This window comes from Clostridium sp. UBA7791 (genome assembly GCF_002480755.1).
Classification (GTDB): Bacteria; Bacillota; Clostridia; order Clostridiales; family Clostridiaceae; genus Clostridium_J; species Clostridium_J sulfidigenes.
Genome location: NZ_DLCT01000003.1, coordinates 81,737 through 102,975 on the forward strand (window position 1 = coordinate 81,737; position 21,239 = coordinate 102,975).

Here is a 21,239-nt window from a genome sequence, read left to right on the forward strand (position 1 = left end):
ATTTTATACTATTTTTTGTATGTGAAAATAAAATCAATTTAATGAAATAACAAGAAATATTAAGCTTATACTATTTTAATATATTAATTGATACGATAAATAAAATAATATATTGTAAAATATAAGCTAAAAATGAGGGAGGCTGAAATTATGAAGTTTAAGGGTGTGAAGGTTAAAGGTATAAAAATTAAAAGTATTAAGGTAAAGATGATTTTGTTACTTATGCCTGTAATAATAGCTTCTATGGTTGTACTGGCATATATGAGTTATTCAAGTGCAAAAAAGATAATAAATAGTGAGCTCGAAATAAACATGAATAGTAAACTAAATGAAAAGTCGCAAGAAATTGAAAAGAGTTTGGAGAGGCATCAGAAAATATCTGAAAGTTTAGCTAAAGTGGCTGAGAATTCTGTATCATCGCTGACTGAAGAAAATTATAAAGGTGTGTTGGAAAGCTTAATTGACACAAATGATGAAACTTTTGGAGCTGGTGTTTGGTTTGAACCATTTAAATATAAGAAAGATATTCAGCTATTTGGACCTTATGCATACAAGTTAAACGGTAAAGGTACTTATACAGATGAATATAGTAAGACAGATTATAAAACAGGTGATTGGTATAAAATAGGACAAGACACTGATAAGAGTGTTGAATGGTCATCACCTTATTATGATGATGTAGCGAAAGTTTCTATGATAACTGCTACATGTCCAATGTACGATTCAAATAATAATTTTATAGGAGTTACCACAGCAGATATAGATTTATCTACTTTACAAAATAATATAAAAAATATGCAAATCGGTAAAGAAGGAAGGGCATTTTTAATAGATAAAAGTGGTTTATATGTTGCAGATGTAGATGAATCTAAAATTATGAAAACTAATATAAAAGATGATGAAAATTCTACATTGTCAGTCTTAGGTGAAAAAATGTTAACTGATAAGAATGGTCAAGGAACATTTACAGATGATAAAGGAATTCAAAAGGTTTATTATAGCACCGTAGAAGGTACAGAGTGGATTATTGCTGTATGTATTCCTGAGGAAGAAGTATATCTTCAAATTAATTCACTAAGAAATAAAATAAGTATAATAATAGTAGTTGCAATTGTAATAGTAGTATTATTTATATTATTTTTTGCTAATTATATAGGAAAGAACATTAAAAAGGTTAATGCTTTTGCTATGAAGATTGCAAATGGAGATTTAACAGAAAAACTAGAATTAAAAAGCAATGATGAGCTTGGTGAAATGAGTAAGTATCTGAATAAGATGACAGAAAACATTCATTCTATCGTAAAAATTATAATGGAGAATTCGGAAAATATAAGTGCATCTGCGGAAGAACTTTCAGCAACTGTTGAGGAATTGGCAGCTAAAACTGTAAATGTTAACGAGGCTGTTAATACTATTGCAGGTGGTATGCAGGAGTCAAGTGCTGCTACAGAGGAGATAACTGCATCTGTTGAAGAAGTGGATTCAAGTGTGAATATATTATCTTCAAAGGCCATGGAAGGAAGCAATAATGCAAGTGATTCTAAAGTGAGAGCCAGCAAGGTAAAGGAGAATAGCAAAGAGATTAAAAAGATAGCAAAAGAACTATACATTCAAAAGGAAGCTAATATGAAGAAGGTTATAGAAGAAAGTTCTGTAATAGATAGCATTAGGGTTATGACAGATACAATATCATCTATAGCTGATCAAACTAACCTACTAGCTTTAAATGCTGCTATCGAAGCTGCAAGAGCAGGAGAACAAGGACGTGGGTTTGCAGTAGTTGCAGAAGAAGTAAGAAAACTTGCAGAACAATCTTCTGGTGCTGTAGTAGAAATACAAAAAACTATAGAGTCAGTAAAACAAATATTTAATAAAAGTATAGAAACGGGAAATGACATATTAAAATTCATTGATGTAGATATAATGAAAACTTATGACGAATATGAAGAGACAGGTAATCAATATCATTTTGATTCTGATTTTGTAAGCAATATGTCAGAAGAAATAGCAGCTATGTCACAGGAAATTACAGCTACAGTGGGACAAGTAAGCGAAGCCATTCAAAATATGGCTGAGTCTGCTCAAGAATCTAGTGAAAAAGCAGAGACTATAAAAGAAAATATGGATGAAACCACAAAAGCTATAGAGCAAGTAGCTCAAACGGCACAAAGCCAAGCAGAACTGGCACAACAATTAAATGAAGTGGTTCAGCAATTTAAAATATAAGGTATAAGTTATACTTATTAATAAAGGGAGAATTCCAGTATAAAATGGGATTTCTCTCTTTATTTTTAAAATATGTAATACGGGTTATTACATTGACTTTATATTTATATAAACGTATAATAATAATATGTTAATAATGGAAATATGGGTGCATTTATGTTAAAAGGGAAGCTAGGTGAAAATCCTACGCAGAGCCGCTACTGTAATTGTCCTATACACAAAGCATATGCCACTGAGTTACTTGGGAAGGCGTTTTGTGTGGACATAAGTCAGGAAACCTGCCTATGTTAGTTGTACAATACTCTTCGTATCTAAGGGTGTGCAAAAATAGAGATTATCGGTGAGGGTATTCTTATCTTATCACCGACTAAATTTGCGTTGTCATAACTAATTTGATGTGCTTTTTATTTCCATACCATATTTGGTATGGATTTTTTATTTGTAGAAATATAATATTAACTGTATTTTGAAAAATGTGTATACCTAATTGAATATTTAAGGTAAGGAGGGTTTATGAGAATTAAGAATAGAAATAAATATATTATCTTGGTCATCTTATTAGTGATTTTTATAATTAGTCTATTTTTAAGTGTTGGCATGGGAGCTATAAATGTTAGCCCTAAAGAAATAATTCAAGCTCTTACAATTAAAAAGGGAACGGCAAATTATCATATTATTTGGAATATACGGTTACCAAGAACTATTGTTTCTGTATTAGTAGGGGCTTCCTTGTCTTTATCAGGTGCAATTATTCAAGGAGTTATGAGAAATTCATTAGCTAGTCCAAGCATAATTGGGGTATCTTCAGGTGCTGGATTTACAGCGCTTTTAATTCTAATTTTATTTCCTCAATATTATCATCTGGTTCCCTTAGGAGCATTTGTAGGGGCTTTTATAGTAACCATGCTTATTTATGGATTAGCTTGGAAAGATGGATTGTTGCCCAATAGGCTAATTTTAGCAGGGGTTGCAGTGAATTCTTTATTAGGTGCAGGAAATAATGCTTTACTAACCTTTTTCCCTGATAGAGTTTCGGGAGTTATAAATTTTATGGTTGGAGGACTTAATGGAGTTACTTGGGCAGATGTACATAGTGTATTACCTTATGTAATAGTGGGAGTAATAATTGCTTTAATGTTACCTGACAAGCTTAACATTCTTGTTTTAGGAGATGAAGTTGCTACTGGGTTAGGTGTTAATGTAGAAAGACTAAGATTTATATTTATAATTTTATCTTCATTACTTGCAGGTAGTGCAGTAAGTGTAGTAGGCTTATTAGGTTTTGTGGGCTTAATTGTACCACATATTACTAGATTGATTATTGGAGCTGATTACCGATTTTTGTTTCCAGCAGCAGTTTTATTAGGAGCTATTGTTGTGCTTATATGTGATTTGCTTGCAAGAACATTATTTTCTCCTATTGAAATACCAGTAGGAATAATAATGTCTGTATTGGGTGCACCTTTCTTCTTATATTTACTTAGATCAAGGGGGGCTAAATAATGATTGCCTTAGAAGCAAAAAAAATTAATGTGAGTTATAGTAAAAAGAAAATTATTGATAATTTAGATTTTGAAGTTAAAAAAGGTGAAATAGTAACAATTATTGGTCCTAATGGCTCAGGGAAGTCTACCCTTATAAAAGCTCTGTCTAGATTTATAAATGTAACTAGTGGTGAAGTAGAGTTATATAGTAAGAATATTTATAAGTTTAATACCAAGAAAATTGCACAGGAGATGGCAATATTACCTCAAGTTAGAAATATTAATATGGATGTAACCGTTGAGAATTTGGTGTCTTATGGAAGGCAGCCCCATTTGAAATTTGGGACAAGAATAAATAAGGATGATGAGAAAATAATAAAGTGGGCAATGGAAAAGACAAAGATATACAATTTAAAAGATAGATATGTATCTACACTTTCGGGTGGAGAGAGACAAAGAGCGTGGATTTCAATGGCTTTGGCGCAAAAACCTAGTATTTTAGTGTTGGATGAACCTACAACTTTTTTAGATATATCATATCAATTAGAAGTTCTTGAAACGGTTAAAGAATTAAATGAATCTTTAAATCTTACTGTTGTTATGGTACTGCATGATTTGAACCAAGCAATTAGATATTCAGATAAAATTTATGTTTTAAAAAAAGGAAAGGTTTGTAACTTTGGAAAGCCTAATGATGTAATAACTTCAGAATTAGTAAAAGAGGTATTTGCCATTGATGCTAATATTTATCATGATGGAGTAAATGATTGTTCATATATAATTCCACAAAAATTGTGTGATTTAAGTATATAAGAAAAATAAATAAAATGGAGGAATAAATGATGAAAAAGTTTAAAATTATGTCACTAGTTATTGCTATAACTATGACTATGGCTTTATTAGTAGGATGTGGAGGTAAAGCTACTAATAAAGAAAATAATGGAGCAACAGATACTAATAAGAAAGGGGAACAAGTTGCAGCTGATTCATTTGAAAGTTATGGTATAAAGGATAATGGGGATAGTATAACTTTTATTGACAGTAGAGATAAAGAAGTAACAATCAAAAAAAATCCTACAAAAGTTGTTTGTGCTTATAATTCTTATTTAGATCTTTGGTATAAATTGGGCGGAAAGGTTGTTGGTCGTGTAGAAGAATCAGATGAGAAATCTGTTCCAGAAAGTAAAGATGCAACAGTTGTAGGAACGGCAGGTGCACCTAGTGCTGAGGCTATTATTTCTTTACAGCCTGATTTGGTAATCCTTTCTAATGGGTTTTCTGCTCATGTAGAATTAGCAACGGTTTTAGAACAAAGTAATATACCAGTTTTATGTATGGGAATTGATAATATAGATGATTATATTAAGGTGGTTAGAATTTATACAGCACTTTTAGAAAGAGAAGATAGCTATAAAAAATATGCCACAGATATAAAAGGTGAAATTGAAGAGATGATTTCCAAGGTTCCTCAAGGTGAAAAATCTAGAGTAATGTTAATGATGAGTACGGTAAAAGGAATAAAAATTAAAGGTTCTGATAGTGCCACAGGTGAAATTTTGAAAGATTTAGGTGCTGATATTATTGGTGATGGTATTGTACAAGGTAAAAGTTCTGTAGATTTTAGCATGGAAGTATTGTTAAAGGAAGACCCTGATTTTATATTTGTTACAGAAATGGGATCTGATACGGAAAAGATAAAGGAAAAGAGAATTGAAGACTTAGAAAAAAATGAAGTGTGGTCTTCTTTAAGAGCTGTTAAAGAAGGAAAATACATCGTATTACCAAAGGATTTATACACATATAAACCTAATGATAGATATGTGGAAGCTTATAATATAATAGCTGAATATTTATATCCTAAAGTGTTTAAAAAATAAAGTAATATTTAGTTAAATAGAAAAACAGGTGATAGTCTCATCTGTTTTTTATTTGCTAAAAAAGATGAAAAGCTTTAAATTGAAAAATTGAAAGAAAACGACAAAATTTTGTTGAAATTTATAATTATTTTATATATAATTTTAAATTAAATACTTCTATATGTTAATAAAGTATAAATAGAAGTTCTTATATTCATTGTTATTTAAAATATAGGATATTGCTATATACTGAAAATTTTTAAAGGGACATTATAGAGTTTTAATGGTATTGCAATATATTGTTAATAAAGTGTCAAAAACGATTTAACAATATATTTTATGGTGATTTCAAAATATAATTAATGTCTGGAAAGCCCTTAAATATAAGGATTTACATTTATGCGGCTATAGAGAATATGATAGCTATAAGCAAAACAATGAATATAGATAAAATTTCTATTCAATTATCTGAAAATTTGTATTATAATAATTATAAAATATATTCTATAATTAAATATATTTTAAACAATTATCAAATTTGATAGGGGGAAAGTTATGGATAAAAATACGAGTAACAGAGGACAATGGGCATCTAATATAGGTTTTATATTAGCAGCAGCAGGTTCAGCGGTAGGTTTGGGGAATATATGGAAGTTTCCGTATTTAGCAGGTGCCAATGGAGGAGGAGCTTTTGTTGTTATTTACTTAGTTATGATTGTAATCATTGGATTTGTAATTATGCTAGGTGAGATGGCAATAGGACGTAATACTCATTTAAGTTCAGTAGGAGCATACAAAAAGTTAAGTGAAAAGTGGGCCTTTGTAGGTTTTATTGGAGTAGTTGTGGGATTTTGCATACTAGCATTTTATAGTGTTATAGGTGGCTGGGTACTAAATTATATAGGTAAGTATTTAATTGGAGGAATATCAGGAGCAGAAGCAGGAAATTATTTTAGTGGATTCATAGCAAGTACTACTCAACCTATAGTATGGCATTTAGTATTTATGGTTCTTTGTTGTGTAATAGTATTGAAAGGAATAGCTGGAGGTATCGAAAAAGCAAGTAAATTTATGATGCCAGCACTATTTATATTATTAGTTATAATTGCTATTAGATCAGTAACTTTAGATGGAGCAATGGAAGGAATAAAGTTTTTTATAAAACCAGATTTTTCGAAGGTTACAATTGGAACAGTTATGGCAGCTTTAGGACAGGCATTCTTTTCATTAAGCTTAGGAATGGGGGCAATAATTACTTATGGTAGTTATTTGGGAAACACAGAAAACTTAGAAAAGAATGCAGTAATTATACCAGCTATAGATACAGCAGTAGCTCTTCTTGCTGGATTTGCGGTGTTACCAGCAGTGTTTGCCTTTGGATTTGAGCCGGGAGCTGGACCAAGCCTCATGTTTATAACGTTACCTTCAGTATTTGATTCAATGCCTTTTGGACAATTTTTTGGTATTTTATTTTTCATATTAATTTTGTTTGCAGCATTAACATCAGCCATATCGTTGCTTGAAGTTGTAGTAGCATTTGTAATTGATACTTTTAAAATAGAAAGAAAGAAGGCTACTATAATAATATCAACAATTTTATTTTTTATAGGAATACCTTGTTCCTTGGCCAATGGACCAGTTATGAAAGATGTATTAATATTTGGATACAATTTCTTTGACTTTATGAGTTTCTTAGCTGAAAATCTACTTATGCCACTAGGAGGACTTCTAATGTGTCTATTCATAGGCTATGTATGGGGTGTTGATAATATCTCAGATGAGATTAGTTGCAATGGTAAATATAGATTTAGAAGTAAACAATTCTTTGTAATAATGATAAAATATATTGCACCAGTTTTAATATTCATTATATGGTTAAATGCCATAGGAGTATTACCATATATATTAAAAATATTTGGAATAACATTATAATAAATTTAAAGGAATACTACTAAACAATATTATTGTTTTGAGTATTCCTTTATTTAATGTATTATAAAATATATAAAGATATTAATCGGAAGAAAGGAGTAGATTACTAATGAATATAAAAGAAGAAAAAATGCAACTTCGTAATGAAATTATGAAACGTATTGCTGAATTATCAAAGGATTATACTTTAGAAGCGGATAAGAAAATTTATGAAAAAGTAATAAATCTTAAGGAGTATAAAGAAGCAAAGGTTATATTTTGTTTTGTAAGTACAGAAGATGAAATTAATACAAGAAATATCATTGAGAATGCATTAGAAAGTGGTAAAAGAGTTGGAGTTCCAAAATGTATAGGTAAGGGGATTATGGAGGTACATGAAATTAAGGGCTATAAATCTTTAAAGGATGGAAAGTATGGGATATTAGAACCTAAGGATGAATGTCCATTAATTAGGTCAGAAGAAATAGATTTTGCTATAATACCTTGTGTTTCTTGTAATAAAGAAGGGTATCGTTTAGGTTATGGAGGAGGATTTTATGATCGTTACTTAGAACATGCTACCTTTACTACAGCTGTTATATGTAGAGAAAAGATTACTTGTGACTATATTCCTTATGATGAACATGATGTGAAAATTCATAAAGTGATTACAGATAGATAAATTAAGATAATTATATTTTGGAATTTTACTAACATAAATAGCTTTTCTCCATATAATAACTATGGATAATATTTTTTAGGAGAAAATTATGGGAAGAGGTTTTATAAAAGTAGAACTCTTTACTGCAAGAGAGGTGGTACCTGTTTCAGGCGGAAATATATTTATTTTAAAAAGTACTTCAGTAGATTTTGATAAAGGGAATATATTAACTACAGATTCTAGCGGAATAACGAAAATATTAGAAGTAGATACACCAGATATTGAACTATCAAAAAATAAAGATTCTGATCAAATACCATATTCAGTATATGATTTATATGTTAGGGCTCCTGGATATAAGGATGCAGTAGTAGAAGGGGTTCAAGTTTTTTCTAATGAAGTATCAATACAACAAGTAGAAATGATACCTACTACTAAGGAAAGAGAATTCTTAGAGGAACTAGAGCATAATTATATTCCACCACATCAGTTGATAGAGGAGATGCCTAGGGTTCAGGTAGATGAGAAAGAGCCAATTTTTCAAAGCAAGGTGTTGATAAGACCATATATTCCGGAATTCATAACAGTACATTTGGGTGCACCATCATCCTATGCAGAAAATGTTACTGTAAGATTTCCAGAGTATATAAAGAATGTGGCATCTAGTGAAATATATCCTACTTGGCCAGAGCATGCTATAAGAGCCAATATATATTGTCAAATTTCCTTTGCATTAAATAGAGTATATACAGAGTGGTATAGAAATAAGGGGTATAACTTTCACATAACTAACTCTACAGCCTATGATCAATACTTTATTAAGGGAAGAAATATTTTTGAGAATATTAGTAGAATTGTAGATGATATATTTAATGAATATATTACTAGAGAAGGTTATATGGAACCACTATTGGCACAATATTGTAATGGCACAACTGTAACTTGTAAAGGGTTATCACAATGGGATACTGTAAAACTTGCTACAGATGGATATGAAACTATGGAGATACTAAAAAATTACTATGGTGATAATATTGAACTAACAAAAACTAATGATATAAGAGGTATAGAGGAATCCTTTGGTGGAACTCCGTTAAAGCTTAATACTACAGGAAGTGATGTAGAAACAATTCAAAGACAAATAAATAGAATTTCTAATAATTATCCAGCAATACCTAAAATAGAACCTGTAGATGGAGTGTTTGGATCAGAGACAGAATCATCTGTAAAGGCATTCCAAAGAATATTTAATTTATATGCAGATGGAATCGTTGGAAAATCAACTTGGTATAAAATATCAGGAATTTATGTAGGAGTTAAAAGATTAGCAGAATTAGAGTCAGAAGGAGAAAAATTAGAAAGTGCAGGTGAGTATCCTGGATATTTATTAAAGCAAGGCTCCACAGGTGATGCTGTATCTCAAATGCAATATTTCTTAAATTTTGTATCTCAATATTATAAAGAAGTGCCTCCAATTAATGGAGATAGTATTTTTGGTGTAAGTACCTTAGATTCAGTAATACAATTTCAAAAGAAATTTGGATTAGATGTAGATGGAATAGTTGGAAAGCAAACTTGGAATAAAATATACTCTGTATATAAAGATATAATTAATGGAAGTAATAAGCCAGAAGGAGATGGATATGAGTATCCAGGATATATATTAAAACAAGGTTCTAGAGGAAATGTCATAAGTAAATTACAAACCTACTTAAGCGCTATAGCAGATAAGTATCCCTCTATAAAAAATATAAATGTGGATGGGATTTTTGGAAAGGCAACAAATCAAGCAGTTATAGATTTTCAAAAGTGCTTTGAATTGAATTCTGATGGTATAGTTGGGCCATTAACTTGGGAGAAGATTGTACAAGTATATCAAGATATTTAAATTAGGAACAATATGATAATAAGATAAAGCTTATTCTATGGATTTAAATTCTATAGGATAAGCTTTTAATTGTATATAATTTACAATTTGTTTAATTATTTGTTCTGTTTTACATAGTATACTATATTTAACAAATAAATCCTTTGGAAAGAAGGTAAAATCCATTGAAGATTACAAAAAGAGTAAGAGATAAGGATAAAAACTATTCAATAAAAGGGAAATCAATAAGTCTAAGAACAGTATTATTTTTTACATTATGCATTTTGACAGTATATATGTCAGCTATTTTAAATTCCTATACACCAGAGCAGATATCACTATGGAGTTATAAGAAACTAAATAATGAATTAAAAACTCACAAAATTAATGAACAATCTAATAAAAGTTACAAGCTTATCTCTGTACCCTATATAAGTCAAGCTGGAGAATATCCAACAGGGTGTGAGGTTGTAAGTACATCTATGATACTAAAATATTATGGATATAATATATCTGTTGATGAGTTTATAGATGATTATTTAGAGAGCTCATTTTTAGAAGAAGTTAATGGAGATTTATATGGTCCTAATCCTAATGAAGCTTTTGTTGGAGACCCAAGAAGTGTATATAGTTATGGATGTTATGCCCCTGTAATTGTTAATTCATTAAATAAAATCTTAGGAAAAGAGCACTGCGTAAAAAATACCACAGGAAGTGGGTTTAATGAACTTATAGAAAATTATATAGATAAAGAAATACCTGTGTTAGTTTGGACAAGCCTTAATTTACTTCCTACTGAATCAGGTGCAGAATGGTATTTGCGAGAATCAGGGGAGAAGTTTCAGTGGATAAGTAATGAGCATTGTATGGTATTTGTAGGTTATGATAAAGATAAATATTATTTTAATGATCCCTATGAAGGTAATGGTGTAGTTGGCTATGATAAGAAGTTAGTTGAAAAAAGATTTAAGGAATTGGGAGACCAATCGATAGTTATTTTAAATAATAAATTAATGAATGAAATATATTAACATAAACATGGAGCTTATACTTTAAGAATATTAAAGTATAGGCTCTATATTTTATAAAAGTTAATGAATTATGTTTCATAGCTACCATTCTTATTATGTGAACATATTGTAAGAATTTCTTAAGGTTTATATAAACAATTATTTAATATTTCAAGGGTAATATAGAAGTATAGCTTGAGAGAAGTCATGGTATAATTAATATGAAGTGGAGGGGAGTACAATGAATTACAATATATTAGTAGTTGATGATGATAAAGAAATAGTAGATGCCATTGAAATATATCTCTCAAACGAAGGATTAAAAATATATAGAGCTTGTGATGGAATTGAAGCTTTAGAAACTTTAGTAGATAAGGAAATACATCTTATCTTGATGGATATAATGATGCCAAGGATGGATGGAATTAGAGCAACTCTTAAAATTAGAGAAGAAAAAAATATTCCAATAATTCTTATCTCTGCAAAGTCAGAGGACACGGATAAAATCTTAGGCTTAAATATGGGAGCAGATGATTATATAACAAAACCTTTTAATCCTTTGGAGTTAATTGCAAGGGTTAAATCACAACTTAGAAGATATGTGACCTTGGGTAATTTTAACAAAGAAGAAGAAAAGGAAGTTTTAAAAAGTGGTGGATTAGAACTAAACACTAAAAATAAGGAAGTATTTGTTGATGGTGAAAGTATAAAACTAACACCTATAGAATTTAAAATTTTGGAATTATTGCTTAAGAATAAAGGAAGAGTATTTTCCATGGAAGAAATATACGAAAGAGTTTGGAATGAAACTAGCTACAATGTAGATAATACTGTAGCTGTGCATATAAGAAGGATTAGAGAAAAAATTGAAATTAATCCAAAGGAACCAAAATATTTAAAGGTGGTGTGGGGAATTGGATACAAAATCGACAAGTGTTGATGAAAAGGATAGAGAGTATGAAGAAATGGTAAAAGACTGTAGAAGAATAAAAATAGCAAAGACTATAGCTATTATAATAACTGTAGTAATGGTCTCCATATCCCTAATTTCTTTTAAAGATATTAGAGTTAATAGTGGTATTTTTGATGAAAGAAGTCTGTATGGAAGTAAATTTTTAGGAAGTGAAATCAACTCTTTTACAGAAAAGATTCTTGAAGTAATGGAACTTTATAAAACAGAAGATTATATTAAGGAAATAAAAAATTTAACCCAGGAAGAAATTCAATGGAAAAAAGAAATTATAAGAAAGAAGATTCAAGAAGAGTATGATAATGAGCGAAGTAAGTTACATGAAAAATACACTAACAATTGGGATGAAGAGAAGGTTAACAAAGAGGAAGAAGCTATCTATAAAAGCATAGAGGAAAAGTACAATTATAGTGATGAAGAACTAAAAAAGTTAATAGTTGAAGAGAAGTTGGTGAATTATAATAGGTATATTAAGACTTTGGACAGTTATGCAAATTTAAGGTACATTGCCTATGATAAAGCTAATGACATATGGCTTACCAACTATAAACCAGGTAAGGATGCCATTGCAGAGTTAAAGAAAAATAGTGGCTATTTTTCGGAATATCATATTTCTAGCGGAGTAGAAAATAAAAATATATTTATTAATGGAGAACTTATTAAAGACAAGGAAGTAAATGAATATGGTAACTACAGGGAAGGTTATGGAGCTACTGTAGTAGTTAAACATAGTTATAATGAGAATGGTAATAGTTATACTAATGAAGAGAGCTTTAGAGTAAAGGGAGATTTGGATATATATGTAGCAGTCCCAAGTAAACTAGTAGCTGGAGATAGCATATATAATACCTATGAAAAATTTCTGCAAGCTAATTCTATTGTAGATACAGAAATAGGCATTTTGGTAGCCTCCTTATTTGGGGTAGTAATTATGATTTTTGTCCTTAAGAAGTTTAGATATAAGCCATGCTATTCAAATAGAATAGTAGAAAAATTGAAAAATATGCCTTTAGAATTTAAGTTATTAGGTATATTAATGGGATGGATATCTTATCATATGTTTTTTACACATAATTGGAGTAATGAATATAGATACACCATCAATATTAATAATATAATGGTGGTAACACTAATTTTGATAGCTTATTACTTAATTATCAAAGCTTTACTTCAAAATTATAAGGAGAATACACTTCTTAAGGATAGTTATGGAGTAAAACTTTATAATCATTTATGTATAGCTATGGAAAAAGGTACTTTAGGAAGAAAATTAGTATTGGTTATAGGTGTATATGTAGCTATTTGTACTAGTGTATCTTTAATATTAATGGTTATAGTAGGAGCAGTAGGAGCAGTTATTGCCCTTGGCTTTGATATAGTTGCTACAGCAATTGTTATATATAAATTAGTGAAAGAGTTTGCTTATTTAAATAAAATAACTAATGGTGCTAAGCTTATTTCAGAAGGAAAAATTAATGATGATATATCAGAAGAGGGTAAGGGAGCATTAAGAGATCTTGCCCATAGTATAAACAATATGAAGCAAGGACTTAGAAAATCTATAGAAAATGAAAATAAAAGTGAGAAAATGAAAACAGAGCTTATTTCAAATGTATCTCATGATCTTAAAACTCCATTAACATCAATTATTAATTATGTAGATTTACTTAAAAGAATGGGCATTGAACCAGAAGAAGCAAGAGCCTATGTAGAAGTTTTAGATAGAAAATCTCAAAGATTAAAGATATTAATAGAAGACTTATTTGAGGCTTCAAAGGCTGCCAGTGGAGCTATGCAGTTAAATTTTGAAAAAATAGAGTTAAATGCTTTAATAAAGCAGACGTTAGGAGAAGCAGAGAATAGAATTAAAGAAGCAAATTTAGATTTTAAAACCAATATACCATCAGAAAAAATATATATTAATGCTGATGGGAGAAAAATTTGGAGAGTATTTGAAAACCTAATTTCTAATGCTATAAAATATTCCCTAAAAAGCACTAGAGTTTATGTGGATGTAAAATCTGAAAATGGTAAGGTATATATAACAATGAAAAATATATCAGCCTATGAATTAAACTTTGACGCTAGTGAGATTACAGAAAGATTTAAAAGAGGAGAAGAATCAAGGAATACAGAAGGTTCAGGCTTAGGTTTAGCCATTGCAAAAAGCATAATAGAACTTCATGACGGAGCTTTAGAAATAGGTATAGATGGGGATTTGTTTAAGGTGACTGTTGAGTTTAATATTTATGAATAATACATTCTAAAAAAATATATAAGGAGAGTATACTGTTTGAAAATAGATTAAGTACTTTAGTAAGTATTTAGTCTATTTTTAAGCAGTTTTTTAATGCCATGAACTTATTGTAGCTATATGTAATATATGGTATAATATCTGGTGACTGGACGGTCAGTCATTTGAATTTAATAATAATGGGGGTACTAAAGTGTTATCAAAATTCAGCGTGAAGAAACCTATGACAGTTATAGTAGGGGTTGTACTGGTTATTATTCTTGGAATTATATCTTTTACATCAATGACTACTGATTTATTACCTAGTATAGATTTACCTTATGTAGCAGTAATAACTGCCTATCCTGGTGCAAGTCCAGAGAAAGTTGAGCTTACTGTGACAAAGCCACTAGAACAAGTTTTATCTACTACTAGTGGAGTAGAAGAAATTAATAGTATTTCTAGTGAAAACTCAAGCATGGTTATTATTCAGTTCACTCAAGGGACTAATATGGAAAGCGCTATGATTGAGATGAATGGAAATATTGATATGGTTAAATCCCAACTTGATGATGAAGTGGGGACACCTATGCTAATAAAGATAAATCCAGATATGCTACCAATTGTAGTTGCTAGTGTAGACTTTGATGGAAAAGATATTACTGAAACATCAAAGAAAGTAACAGAGGAGATTATACCTGAATTTGAACGATTGGATGGAGTAGCATCTGTTTCTGGTACAGGGATAATTGAGGAAAGTTTACAAATCTCTCTGAAGCAAGAAAAAATAGATAAACTTAATAATAGAATTCTTAAATCTATTGATGGAAAGCTATCTCAAACTAAAGCAGAATTAGATAAAGCTGAAAAAGCTTTACAAGATGGTAAAGTTAAGTTTAATGAAGAAAGTGATAAGCAGAAGGAAAAGTTATTGGAAGGTAGTATGAGCCTTTCTTCCGGAAAATATCAAGTTGAACAAGGGCTAAAACTATTAATTCAAGGTCAAGAAGGATTAGAAAAAAAGCGTGATGAGATTAAAAAGGAAAAGGAAAATCTAGAGAAAGTTATAGAAGAGCAAATAAAGGCAGGAGAAGAAACTTCAGCAGAAGAAAAATTAAAATTAACACAATTATCTATAACTTTGGAAGCTACTAATAAAAGTATTGAAGAGATTTTAAAGCAAAAGAAGGAATTAGAGAAGAAGTTATCAGAAATTATAGGGGGAGAAAAACAATTAGAAGCTGGAAAGGCCACCCTTAACTCTGAGTTAGCCAAGGCACAACTTCAACTAGAAGAAAGTGAAAAGGCTATTAAGAAAGGAAAAGAAGAATTTAAAATTGCAGAAGAAAATGCTTATAAAAAAGCAGGATTAGATGGAGTGATTTCCCAAAGTTCATTAAGTAGTATATTAGCAGCAGAAAACTTTTCCATGCCAGCTGGATATATTACAGAAAATAAACATGAGTATTTAGTTAAGGTAGGAGACCAATTTTCAAATATAGATGAAATAGAAAATTTAGAATTGATAACCTTGGATATAGATGGTATTGGTACAGTAAAGCTTAAAGATGTGGCAGATATAGGATTTATAAATAATTCCCATGACATGTATGCAAAAATTAATGGTAATGATGGTATTTTACTTTCTTTCCAAAAACAAAGTACAGCTTCTACTGCTGAAGTATCCCATGATATAAATAAAACTATTGAAAAATTATTAAAAGAAAATCCAGATATGCATATAAATCAGCTTAGTGATCAAGGAATGTATATTGATATTGTAATAAATTCTGTATTAAATAACTTAATTTTAGGAGGAATTCTTGCAATAGTAATATTACTTGTTTTTTTAAGAGATATAAAACCAACATTTATAATAGCAATGAGTATACCCGTAAGTTTATTATTTGCAATAGGTCTAATGTATTTTAGTGGAGTTACTATGAATGTAATATCTTTAGCAGGACTAGCGTTGGGAGTTGGTATGTTAGTAGATAATAGTATTGTAGTAATTGAAAATATATATAGATTAAGAAGTGAAGGTATGTCTTCTGCTAAGGCTGCCGTTTATGGTGCAGCTCAAGTTTCAGGAGCAATATTTGCATCTACTTTAACAACAATTTGTGTATTCTTACCTATTGTATTTACTCAAGGAATATCTCGACAACTGTTTACTGACATGGGACTAACAATTGCGTATTCATTAATTGCTAGTTTAATTATAGCCCTAACCTTGGTACCTACTATGTCATCTACTATGCTAACCAATACTAAAGAAAAGCCCCATAAACTTTTTGATAAAATTATAGATATTTATGTAAAGTTACTAGATAAAGCCCTTAATCATAAGATTATAATTATAGGTTTAGTGGTAGTATTATTAATTTCTAGTGCTTATAGTGCTTTTTCTATGGGGACAGCATTTATGCCAGAGGTTGATAGTAATGAGATAATGGTATCAATAGAAATGCCGAAGGAAAGTACTACCATAGATGCTAGAGAAATGAGTAATAAGGTAATGGATATAATCCTTACAATACCAGATGTTAAAACAGTAGGTGCAATGCAAGGTGGCAATGGTTCTATGGGCCTTTTGGGTGGTAATGGTAGCGATAAAGCAGTATCTATGTATATAATTTTAAAAGACGAAAGAAGTAACACTAGTCAACAAGTGGCTACTAGCATAGATGAAAAGACAAAGGACTTAAATTGCGATATAACTGTAAATTCATCTAATATGGATATGTCAGCTATGGGTGGCTCAGGTATAGAAGTTCTTGTTAAAGGTAATGACTTAGATAAACTTAAGGAGATAGCTACTGATTTAACAGGAATTTTAGAAAACACTGAAGGAACAATTGATATATCAAATGGCCTAAAAGATGCATCAGAAGAGACTAGAATTACAGTTGATAAAAATAAGGCACTTAAATATGGACTTACTGTAGCACAAGTATATCAACAAGTGGCTACAGCTATTAAGAATGAAACTAAATCAACTAATATTACCATTAACTCTAATGAATATCCTGTAATAGTTGTAACTGAGTCGAAGGAAGAATTAACAAGGGAAACATTGAAGGATTATACTATAAAAGCTACAGTTAATGGTGAAGAAAAGGAAGTATACCTTAAGGATATATCTACAATTTCAGAAGACCAGGCATTAGCTTCTATTAATCATAAGAATCAAGTACGAAGTATGTCAGTTACTGCTGGTATAGACAATGATCACAATATTGGACTTGTCAGTAGAGATGTAGAAAGCAAAATAAGTTCTTATAAATTACCTGAGGGATACACCATAGATATTACTGGAGAAAGTGAAACAATCAATGAAACCTTAGGAGATTTAATAAAAATGATTTCACTAGCTATTGTTTTAATATATTTAATAATGGTAGCTCAATTTCAGTCATTATTATCACCATTAATAGTAATGATTACTATACCTCTAGCGTTTACAGGAGGACTCTTAGCATTAGTAATAACTGGTTTCGAGATAAGTATGATTTCCATGTTAGGTTTTCTTGTATTAGCAGGAATTGTAGTTAACAATGGTATAGTTTTTGTTGATTATGTAAATCAATTAAGGTTACAGGGCGTTGATAAAAGAAGTGCTTTAATTGAAACTGGAAAGGCTCGTATTAGACCTATACTTATGACAGCATTAACTACTATTTTAGGACTCTTAACCCTTGCTATGGGAATAGGAATGGGAGCAGATATGATTCAACCAATGGCTATTGTGACCATAGGAGGATTAACCTATGCTACACTATTAACATTATTTATTGTTCCTATTATATACGACATATTGCATAGGAAGGCTTTAGTAGCAGTAGTAGAGGTTGAGGAGGGTAAAAATGTTTGATAATAACTATGGTAAAAGAGAAATAGATATATTTAATGCTGTAATAAAACTTATGAATGAAGGCGTAGACCTTCATTCAGTAAAAGCTGCTGATATTGCAGAAGCAGCTGGCATAGGAAAAGGAACCCTGTATAATTATTTTAAGTCTAAGGAAGAAATAATAGCAAAGGCTATTATATATAATATAGAAATTCAATTTAATGAAGTATTTAGCATAGTTAATAAGGCTCAGGGATTTAAAAATAAATGTTATGGTTTATTTAAATTAATAGAAGAAAATTCTAGAAGCAAAAACTCAAACTTTATCCTGGCTTTATCAAGTATTGAAACAGATAAACTAAGACAATATTTAGAAGAAGGCAACCAAATTTTTATAAAGCGAAAGGAAGAAATGTCTGACGCTGTAAGAAGGTTAATGGAAGTTGGAATAGATGAGGGTATAGTTAAAGCACAAGAAAATAGAGAGTATGAATATTATGTATTTATAAGTGCTATGTTAGGCTATTCAAATTATTTTTGTTCTACATCAAACCTTGAAACTACGGATATAGAAAAGATAAAAGAAAATGCTTACACTTTGATTTTAAAGTCGTTAAGTTAAAGGATTTTAATTAGGGTAGAATTATTAGCAAAGAGGATATATATTATAATTTAAATATATTATATGTAATTTGGGGAGGAAGTTAGCATGTATTTTGAAAAACCAGGAAAACAGAATACTAAAGATACATTAGAGAGTGCATTAAAAACGGCTCGTAAAAGGAGTATTAAGACTATAGTAGTACCTACTAGTACAGGGAATACTATAGAGGAGCTTATTAAGTTAGATATAGATGGAATAAACATAGTATGTGTTACACATGTTAATGGGTTTAAAGAACCCGGAGTTCAAGAAATTTCTACAGAAAAACTAGAATTATTTAAAAGTAGAGGAATTAAGGTTGTAACTACAACCCATGTGCTTAGTGGAGCAGAGCGTGGACTTTCACGTAAGTTTGGAGGAGTAAATCCAGTAGAAATAATTGCATACTCCCTACGTATGTTAGGTCAAGGTACTAAAGTAGCAGTTGAAATAGCAGTAATGGCTTTAGATAGTGGTGCTATAGGATATATGGAGCCCATTATAGCTTTAGGGGGAACAGGCCTAGGAGTAGATACTGCCATTATTATGCGTACGTCTCATGGTTCTAATATTTTAGATTGTAAAATAGATGAATTTATTTGTAAACCAAGTTTATAGTATAATTTTATTTAACTTATTTTAAACTCAATATTCCATTAAGTTTATAGAACTGTCTCAAAACAATTTACTAATATAAGATGTAATTTGTTTTGAGATAGTCTTTTTTGTGGGTAGATTTCATAATGGTCCTTTATTTTAAGAATAATTTATTTTTATGCTTAAAATTAGCCTAAAGTGCAAAAGCTAAAGTAAAATAATTTATGTTTTATATCAAGGAGGACATTATGAAACTTAAAAGAATGATTTCTATGTTATTAATAATTATAAGTATAATGAATTTTACTGGGTGCGGTAATTTAAAAGGCCCTAAAAATGATGAAGGGCAAATATCTACTACGGCTGGAGGAAATATAATTGTTCCAGTAACAGAGAAACCAGAAATAGTAAACCCTGCATTTACCAATGTAGGAGAGGTTCAGCTAGTGTCTAATATAATTTATTCTCCACTTTTTTCTTATGGAGACGGAGATGTTAGAACTTATCTAGCAGAGTCTGTTGACGTTAAGGATAATAAGGAGATAACTGTTAAATTAAAGAAAAATCTAAAATGGCATGATGGCAAACCTATAAATGCAGATGATTTGGAGTATACAATAAACCTGATTTTAGATGAGAATCAGAATTCACCCTTAAGAGAATATTTAATTATAGATGAAAAGCCTATAAAAGCAGAAAAATTAGATGAATTAACTATTAAAATAACTCTTCCAGTTGAGAATTCAATGTTTTTATATAATCTTTCCAAGGTGGTTCCTATTCCTAAGCATATTTATGAAAATGAAGGCATAGTTGCCACTTCAGAGAGAAATAAGACACCTATAGGATCTGGACCCTTTAAATTTAAAGAATGGACTAAAGAAGATAGTATGGTTTTAGAAAAATATGATGATTATTATTCAGGAAGTCCTAAGGCTGATTTCATAACAATAAAAGTATTTTCATCAGAAGAAGCTACAGAGGAGGCTTTCAATAAGGGAGAGCTAACCTTAGTTAAAGCAAGCGCAGAATTATATGATAAAGCCTATAAGGGAGAAGAATTGCAATCTTATACCTTTAGCCAAGGAAGATTAAACTATATAGTTTTTAATCAAAATCTTAGTTCAATGCAAAATATAGTATTTAGAAAAGCACTATCCTATGCTTTAGATAGAAAAGAAATGATAGTTGCAGCCTATGGAGAATCAGGTGCAGAGAAGGTAGAAGAAGGGAATTCAATTTTAATTAAAGAGGTAGAACTATACATAGAAGATGAGGTAGAAGTATATAATCATGATATAGAAAAGTCGAAAGCATTAATAGAAGAAAGCGGAGTTTCTATAAACAACCTTAAGTTAGCATATAATACAGAAGCTTTTGCTCATAAGGAGTATGCAGAAATTGTACAGAAACAATTGAAAGACATAGATATAGAGGTTGACATAGTACCTTATGAAAATGTAGATTTTTATAACAAGTTATATAGTAAAGATGATGAATGTGCTTTATACATTAGTGGATATTCTTTAGGATTAGCTCCAGAAGATTATAGAAAGATGTTTGAAACAGGCTCTTACTATAATCAAACAGGATATACTAACTTTAAAGTAGATAATTTATGGAAGATAGGGGCAGAAGAGGTAGATGCAGATAGAAGAAAAGCAATTTATCGAGATATACAACGTCAGATTGCATCAGATGCAGCAATTTATGCTATAGATTATGAACAAAACCTTATGGTAGCACAAAAAAACCTAGATGGGGTACCAGAAGCTAAACCTACAGCTAATATACTTTTTGAAGATTGGTCAAAGTTACATTTAAATAGTAAATAAACTACAAGTAATTTAAGCGCTGAAACTTACCTAATAGTTATAAGAAAGGTTACTTTCAACAATGTAAGGAAATTTCAGCGCTGATTTAACTTT

Annotated in this window: 14 protein-coding genes and 1 riboswitch; all 14 genes read left to right on the plus strand. The window is 30.1% G+C overall.

The window, feature by feature from the left end:
* Positions 1–150 precede the first annotated feature (150 nt).
* Entirely contained in the window at positions 151–2,226 is a 2,076-nt protein-coding gene (locus B3Z56_RS02020) for a methyl-accepting chemotaxis protein (protein ID WP_346847747.1), read from the plus strand.
* A 129-nt stretch (positions 2,227–2,355) separates the two neighbouring features.
* Positions 2,356–2,526, plus strand: a riboswitch (cobalamin riboswitch).
* A 213-nt stretch (positions 2,527–2,739) separates the two neighbouring features.
* Entirely contained in the window at positions 2,740–3,729 is a 990-nt protein-coding gene (locus B3Z56_RS02025; protein WP_346847746.1) for an iron ABC transporter permease, read from the plus strand.
* Entirely contained in the window at positions 3,729–4,523 is a 795-nt protein-coding gene (locus B3Z56_RS02030; protein WP_346878132.1) for an ABC transporter ATP-binding protein, read from the plus strand. The genes B3Z56_RS02025 and B3Z56_RS02030 overlap by 1 nt, the downstream gene beginning before the upstream one ends.
* Before the next feature lie 29 nt (positions 4,524–4,552).
* Positions 4,553–5,587: an ABC transporter substrate-binding protein gene (locus B3Z56_RS02035; protein ID WP_346878133.1), complete on the plus strand. Its 1,035-nt coding sequence runs from the start codon at positions 4,553–4,555 to the stop codon at positions 5,585–5,587.
* A 534-nt stretch (positions 5,588–6,121) separates the two neighbouring features.
* Positions 6,122–7,498: a sodium-dependent transporter gene (locus tag B3Z56_RS02040; RefSeq protein WP_346878134.1), complete on the plus strand. Its 1,377-nt coding sequence runs from the start codon at positions 6,122–6,124 to the stop codon at positions 7,496–7,498.
* A 109-nt stretch (positions 7,499–7,607) separates the two neighbouring features.
* Positions 7,608–8,159 (plus strand): 5-formyltetrahydrofolate cyclo-ligase, encoded by a 552-nt coding sequence (locus B3Z56_RS02045; protein WP_346878135.1) that lies wholly within the window; start codon positions 7,608–7,610, stop codon positions 8,157–8,159.
* 88 nt (positions 8,160–8,247) lie between these two features.
* A complete protein-coding gene (locus B3Z56_RS02050) occupies positions 8,248–10,026 on the plus strand; it encodes a peptidoglycan-binding protein (protein WP_346878136.1) in 1,779 nt (592 codons plus the stop codon).
* 164 nt (positions 10,027–10,190) lie between these two features.
* The gene (locus B3Z56_RS02055; protein WP_346847740.1) at positions 10,191–11,036 is read left to right on the plus strand and encodes a C39 family peptidase; all 846 of its coding nucleotides are present in this window, start codon (positions 10,191–10,193) and stop codon (positions 11,034–11,036) included.
* A gap of 220 nt (positions 11,037–11,256) precedes the next feature.
* Entirely contained in the window at positions 11,257–11,955 is a 699-nt protein-coding gene (locus B3Z56_RS02060) for a response regulator (RefSeq protein WP_150845957.1), read from the plus strand.
* The gene (locus B3Z56_RS02065; RefSeq protein ID WP_346847739.1) at positions 11,930–14,242 is read left to right on the plus strand and encodes a HAMP domain-containing sensor histidine kinase; all 2,313 of its coding nucleotides are present in this window, start codon (positions 11,930–11,932) and stop codon (positions 14,240–14,242) included. The genes B3Z56_RS02060 and B3Z56_RS02065 overlap by 26 nt, the downstream gene beginning before the upstream one ends.
* A 190-nt stretch (positions 14,243–14,432) precedes the next feature.
* Entirely contained in the window at positions 14,433–18,092 is a 3,660-nt protein-coding gene (locus B3Z56_RS02070; protein ID WP_346876672.1) for an efflux RND transporter permease subunit, read from the plus strand.
* Entirely contained in the window at positions 18,085–18,693 is a 609-nt protein-coding gene (locus B3Z56_RS02075) for a TetR/AcrR family transcriptional regulator (RefSeq protein ID WP_346876671.1), read from the plus strand. The genes B3Z56_RS02070 and B3Z56_RS02075 overlap by 8 nt, the downstream gene beginning before the upstream one ends.
* Positions 18,694–18,780: 87 nt before the next feature.
* Entirely contained in the window at positions 18,781–19,332 is a 552-nt protein-coding gene (locus B3Z56_RS02080) for a pyruvate kinase alpha/beta domain-containing protein (RefSeq protein WP_346878137.1), read from the plus strand.
* Positions 19,333–19,559: 227 nt separating this feature from the next.
* Positions 19,560–21,146, plus strand: a complete 1,587-nt coding sequence (locus B3Z56_RS02085; RefSeq protein WP_346878138.1) for an ABC transporter substrate-binding protein — start codon at positions 19,560–19,562, stop codon at positions 21,144–21,146.
* Positions 21,147–21,239 lie beyond the last annotated feature (93 nt).

Excerpts from the sequence above, each read along its gene's own strand:
- B3Z56_RS02020 (WP_346847747.1), top strand. The coding sequence starts at position 151 with ATGAAGTTTAAGGGTGTGAAGGTTAAAGGTATAAAAATTAAAAGTATT.
- B3Z56_RS02025 (WP_346847746.1), top strand. The coding sequence starts at position 2,740 with ATGAGAATTAAGAATAGAAATAAATATATTATCTTGGTCATCTTATTA.
- B3Z56_RS02030 (WP_346878132.1), top strand. The coding sequence starts at position 3,729 with ATGATTGCCTTAGAAGCAAAAAAAATTAATGTGAGTTATAGTAAAAAG.
- B3Z56_RS02035 (WP_346878133.1), top strand. The coding sequence starts at position 4,553 with ATGAAAAAGTTTAAAATTATGTCACTAGTTATTGCTATAACTATGACT.
- B3Z56_RS02040 (WP_346878134.1), top strand. The coding sequence starts at position 6,122 with ATGGATAAAAATACGAGTAACAGAGGACAATGGGCATCTAATATAGGT.
- B3Z56_RS02045 (WP_346878135.1), top strand. The coding sequence starts at position 7,608 with ATGAATATAAAAGAAGAAAAAATGCAACTTCGTAATGAAATTATGAAA.
- B3Z56_RS02050 (WP_346878136.1), top strand. The coding sequence starts at position 8,248 with ATGGGAAGAGGTTTTATAAAAGTAGAACTCTTTACTGCAAGAGAGGTG.
- B3Z56_RS02060 (WP_150845957.1), top strand. The coding sequence starts at position 11,257 with ATGAATTACAATATATTAGTAGTTGATGATGATAAAGAAATAGTAGAT.
- B3Z56_RS02075 (WP_346876671.1), top strand. The coding sequence starts at position 18,085 with ATGTTTGATAATAACTATGGTAAAAGAGAAATAGATATATTTAATGCT.
- B3Z56_RS02080 (WP_346878137.1), top strand. The coding sequence starts at position 18,781 with ATGTATTTTGAAAAACCAGGAAAACAGAATACTAAAGATACATTAGAG.
- B3Z56_RS02085 (WP_346878138.1), top strand. The coding sequence starts at position 19,560 with ATGAAACTTAAAAGAATGATTTCTATGTTATTAATAATTATAAGTATA.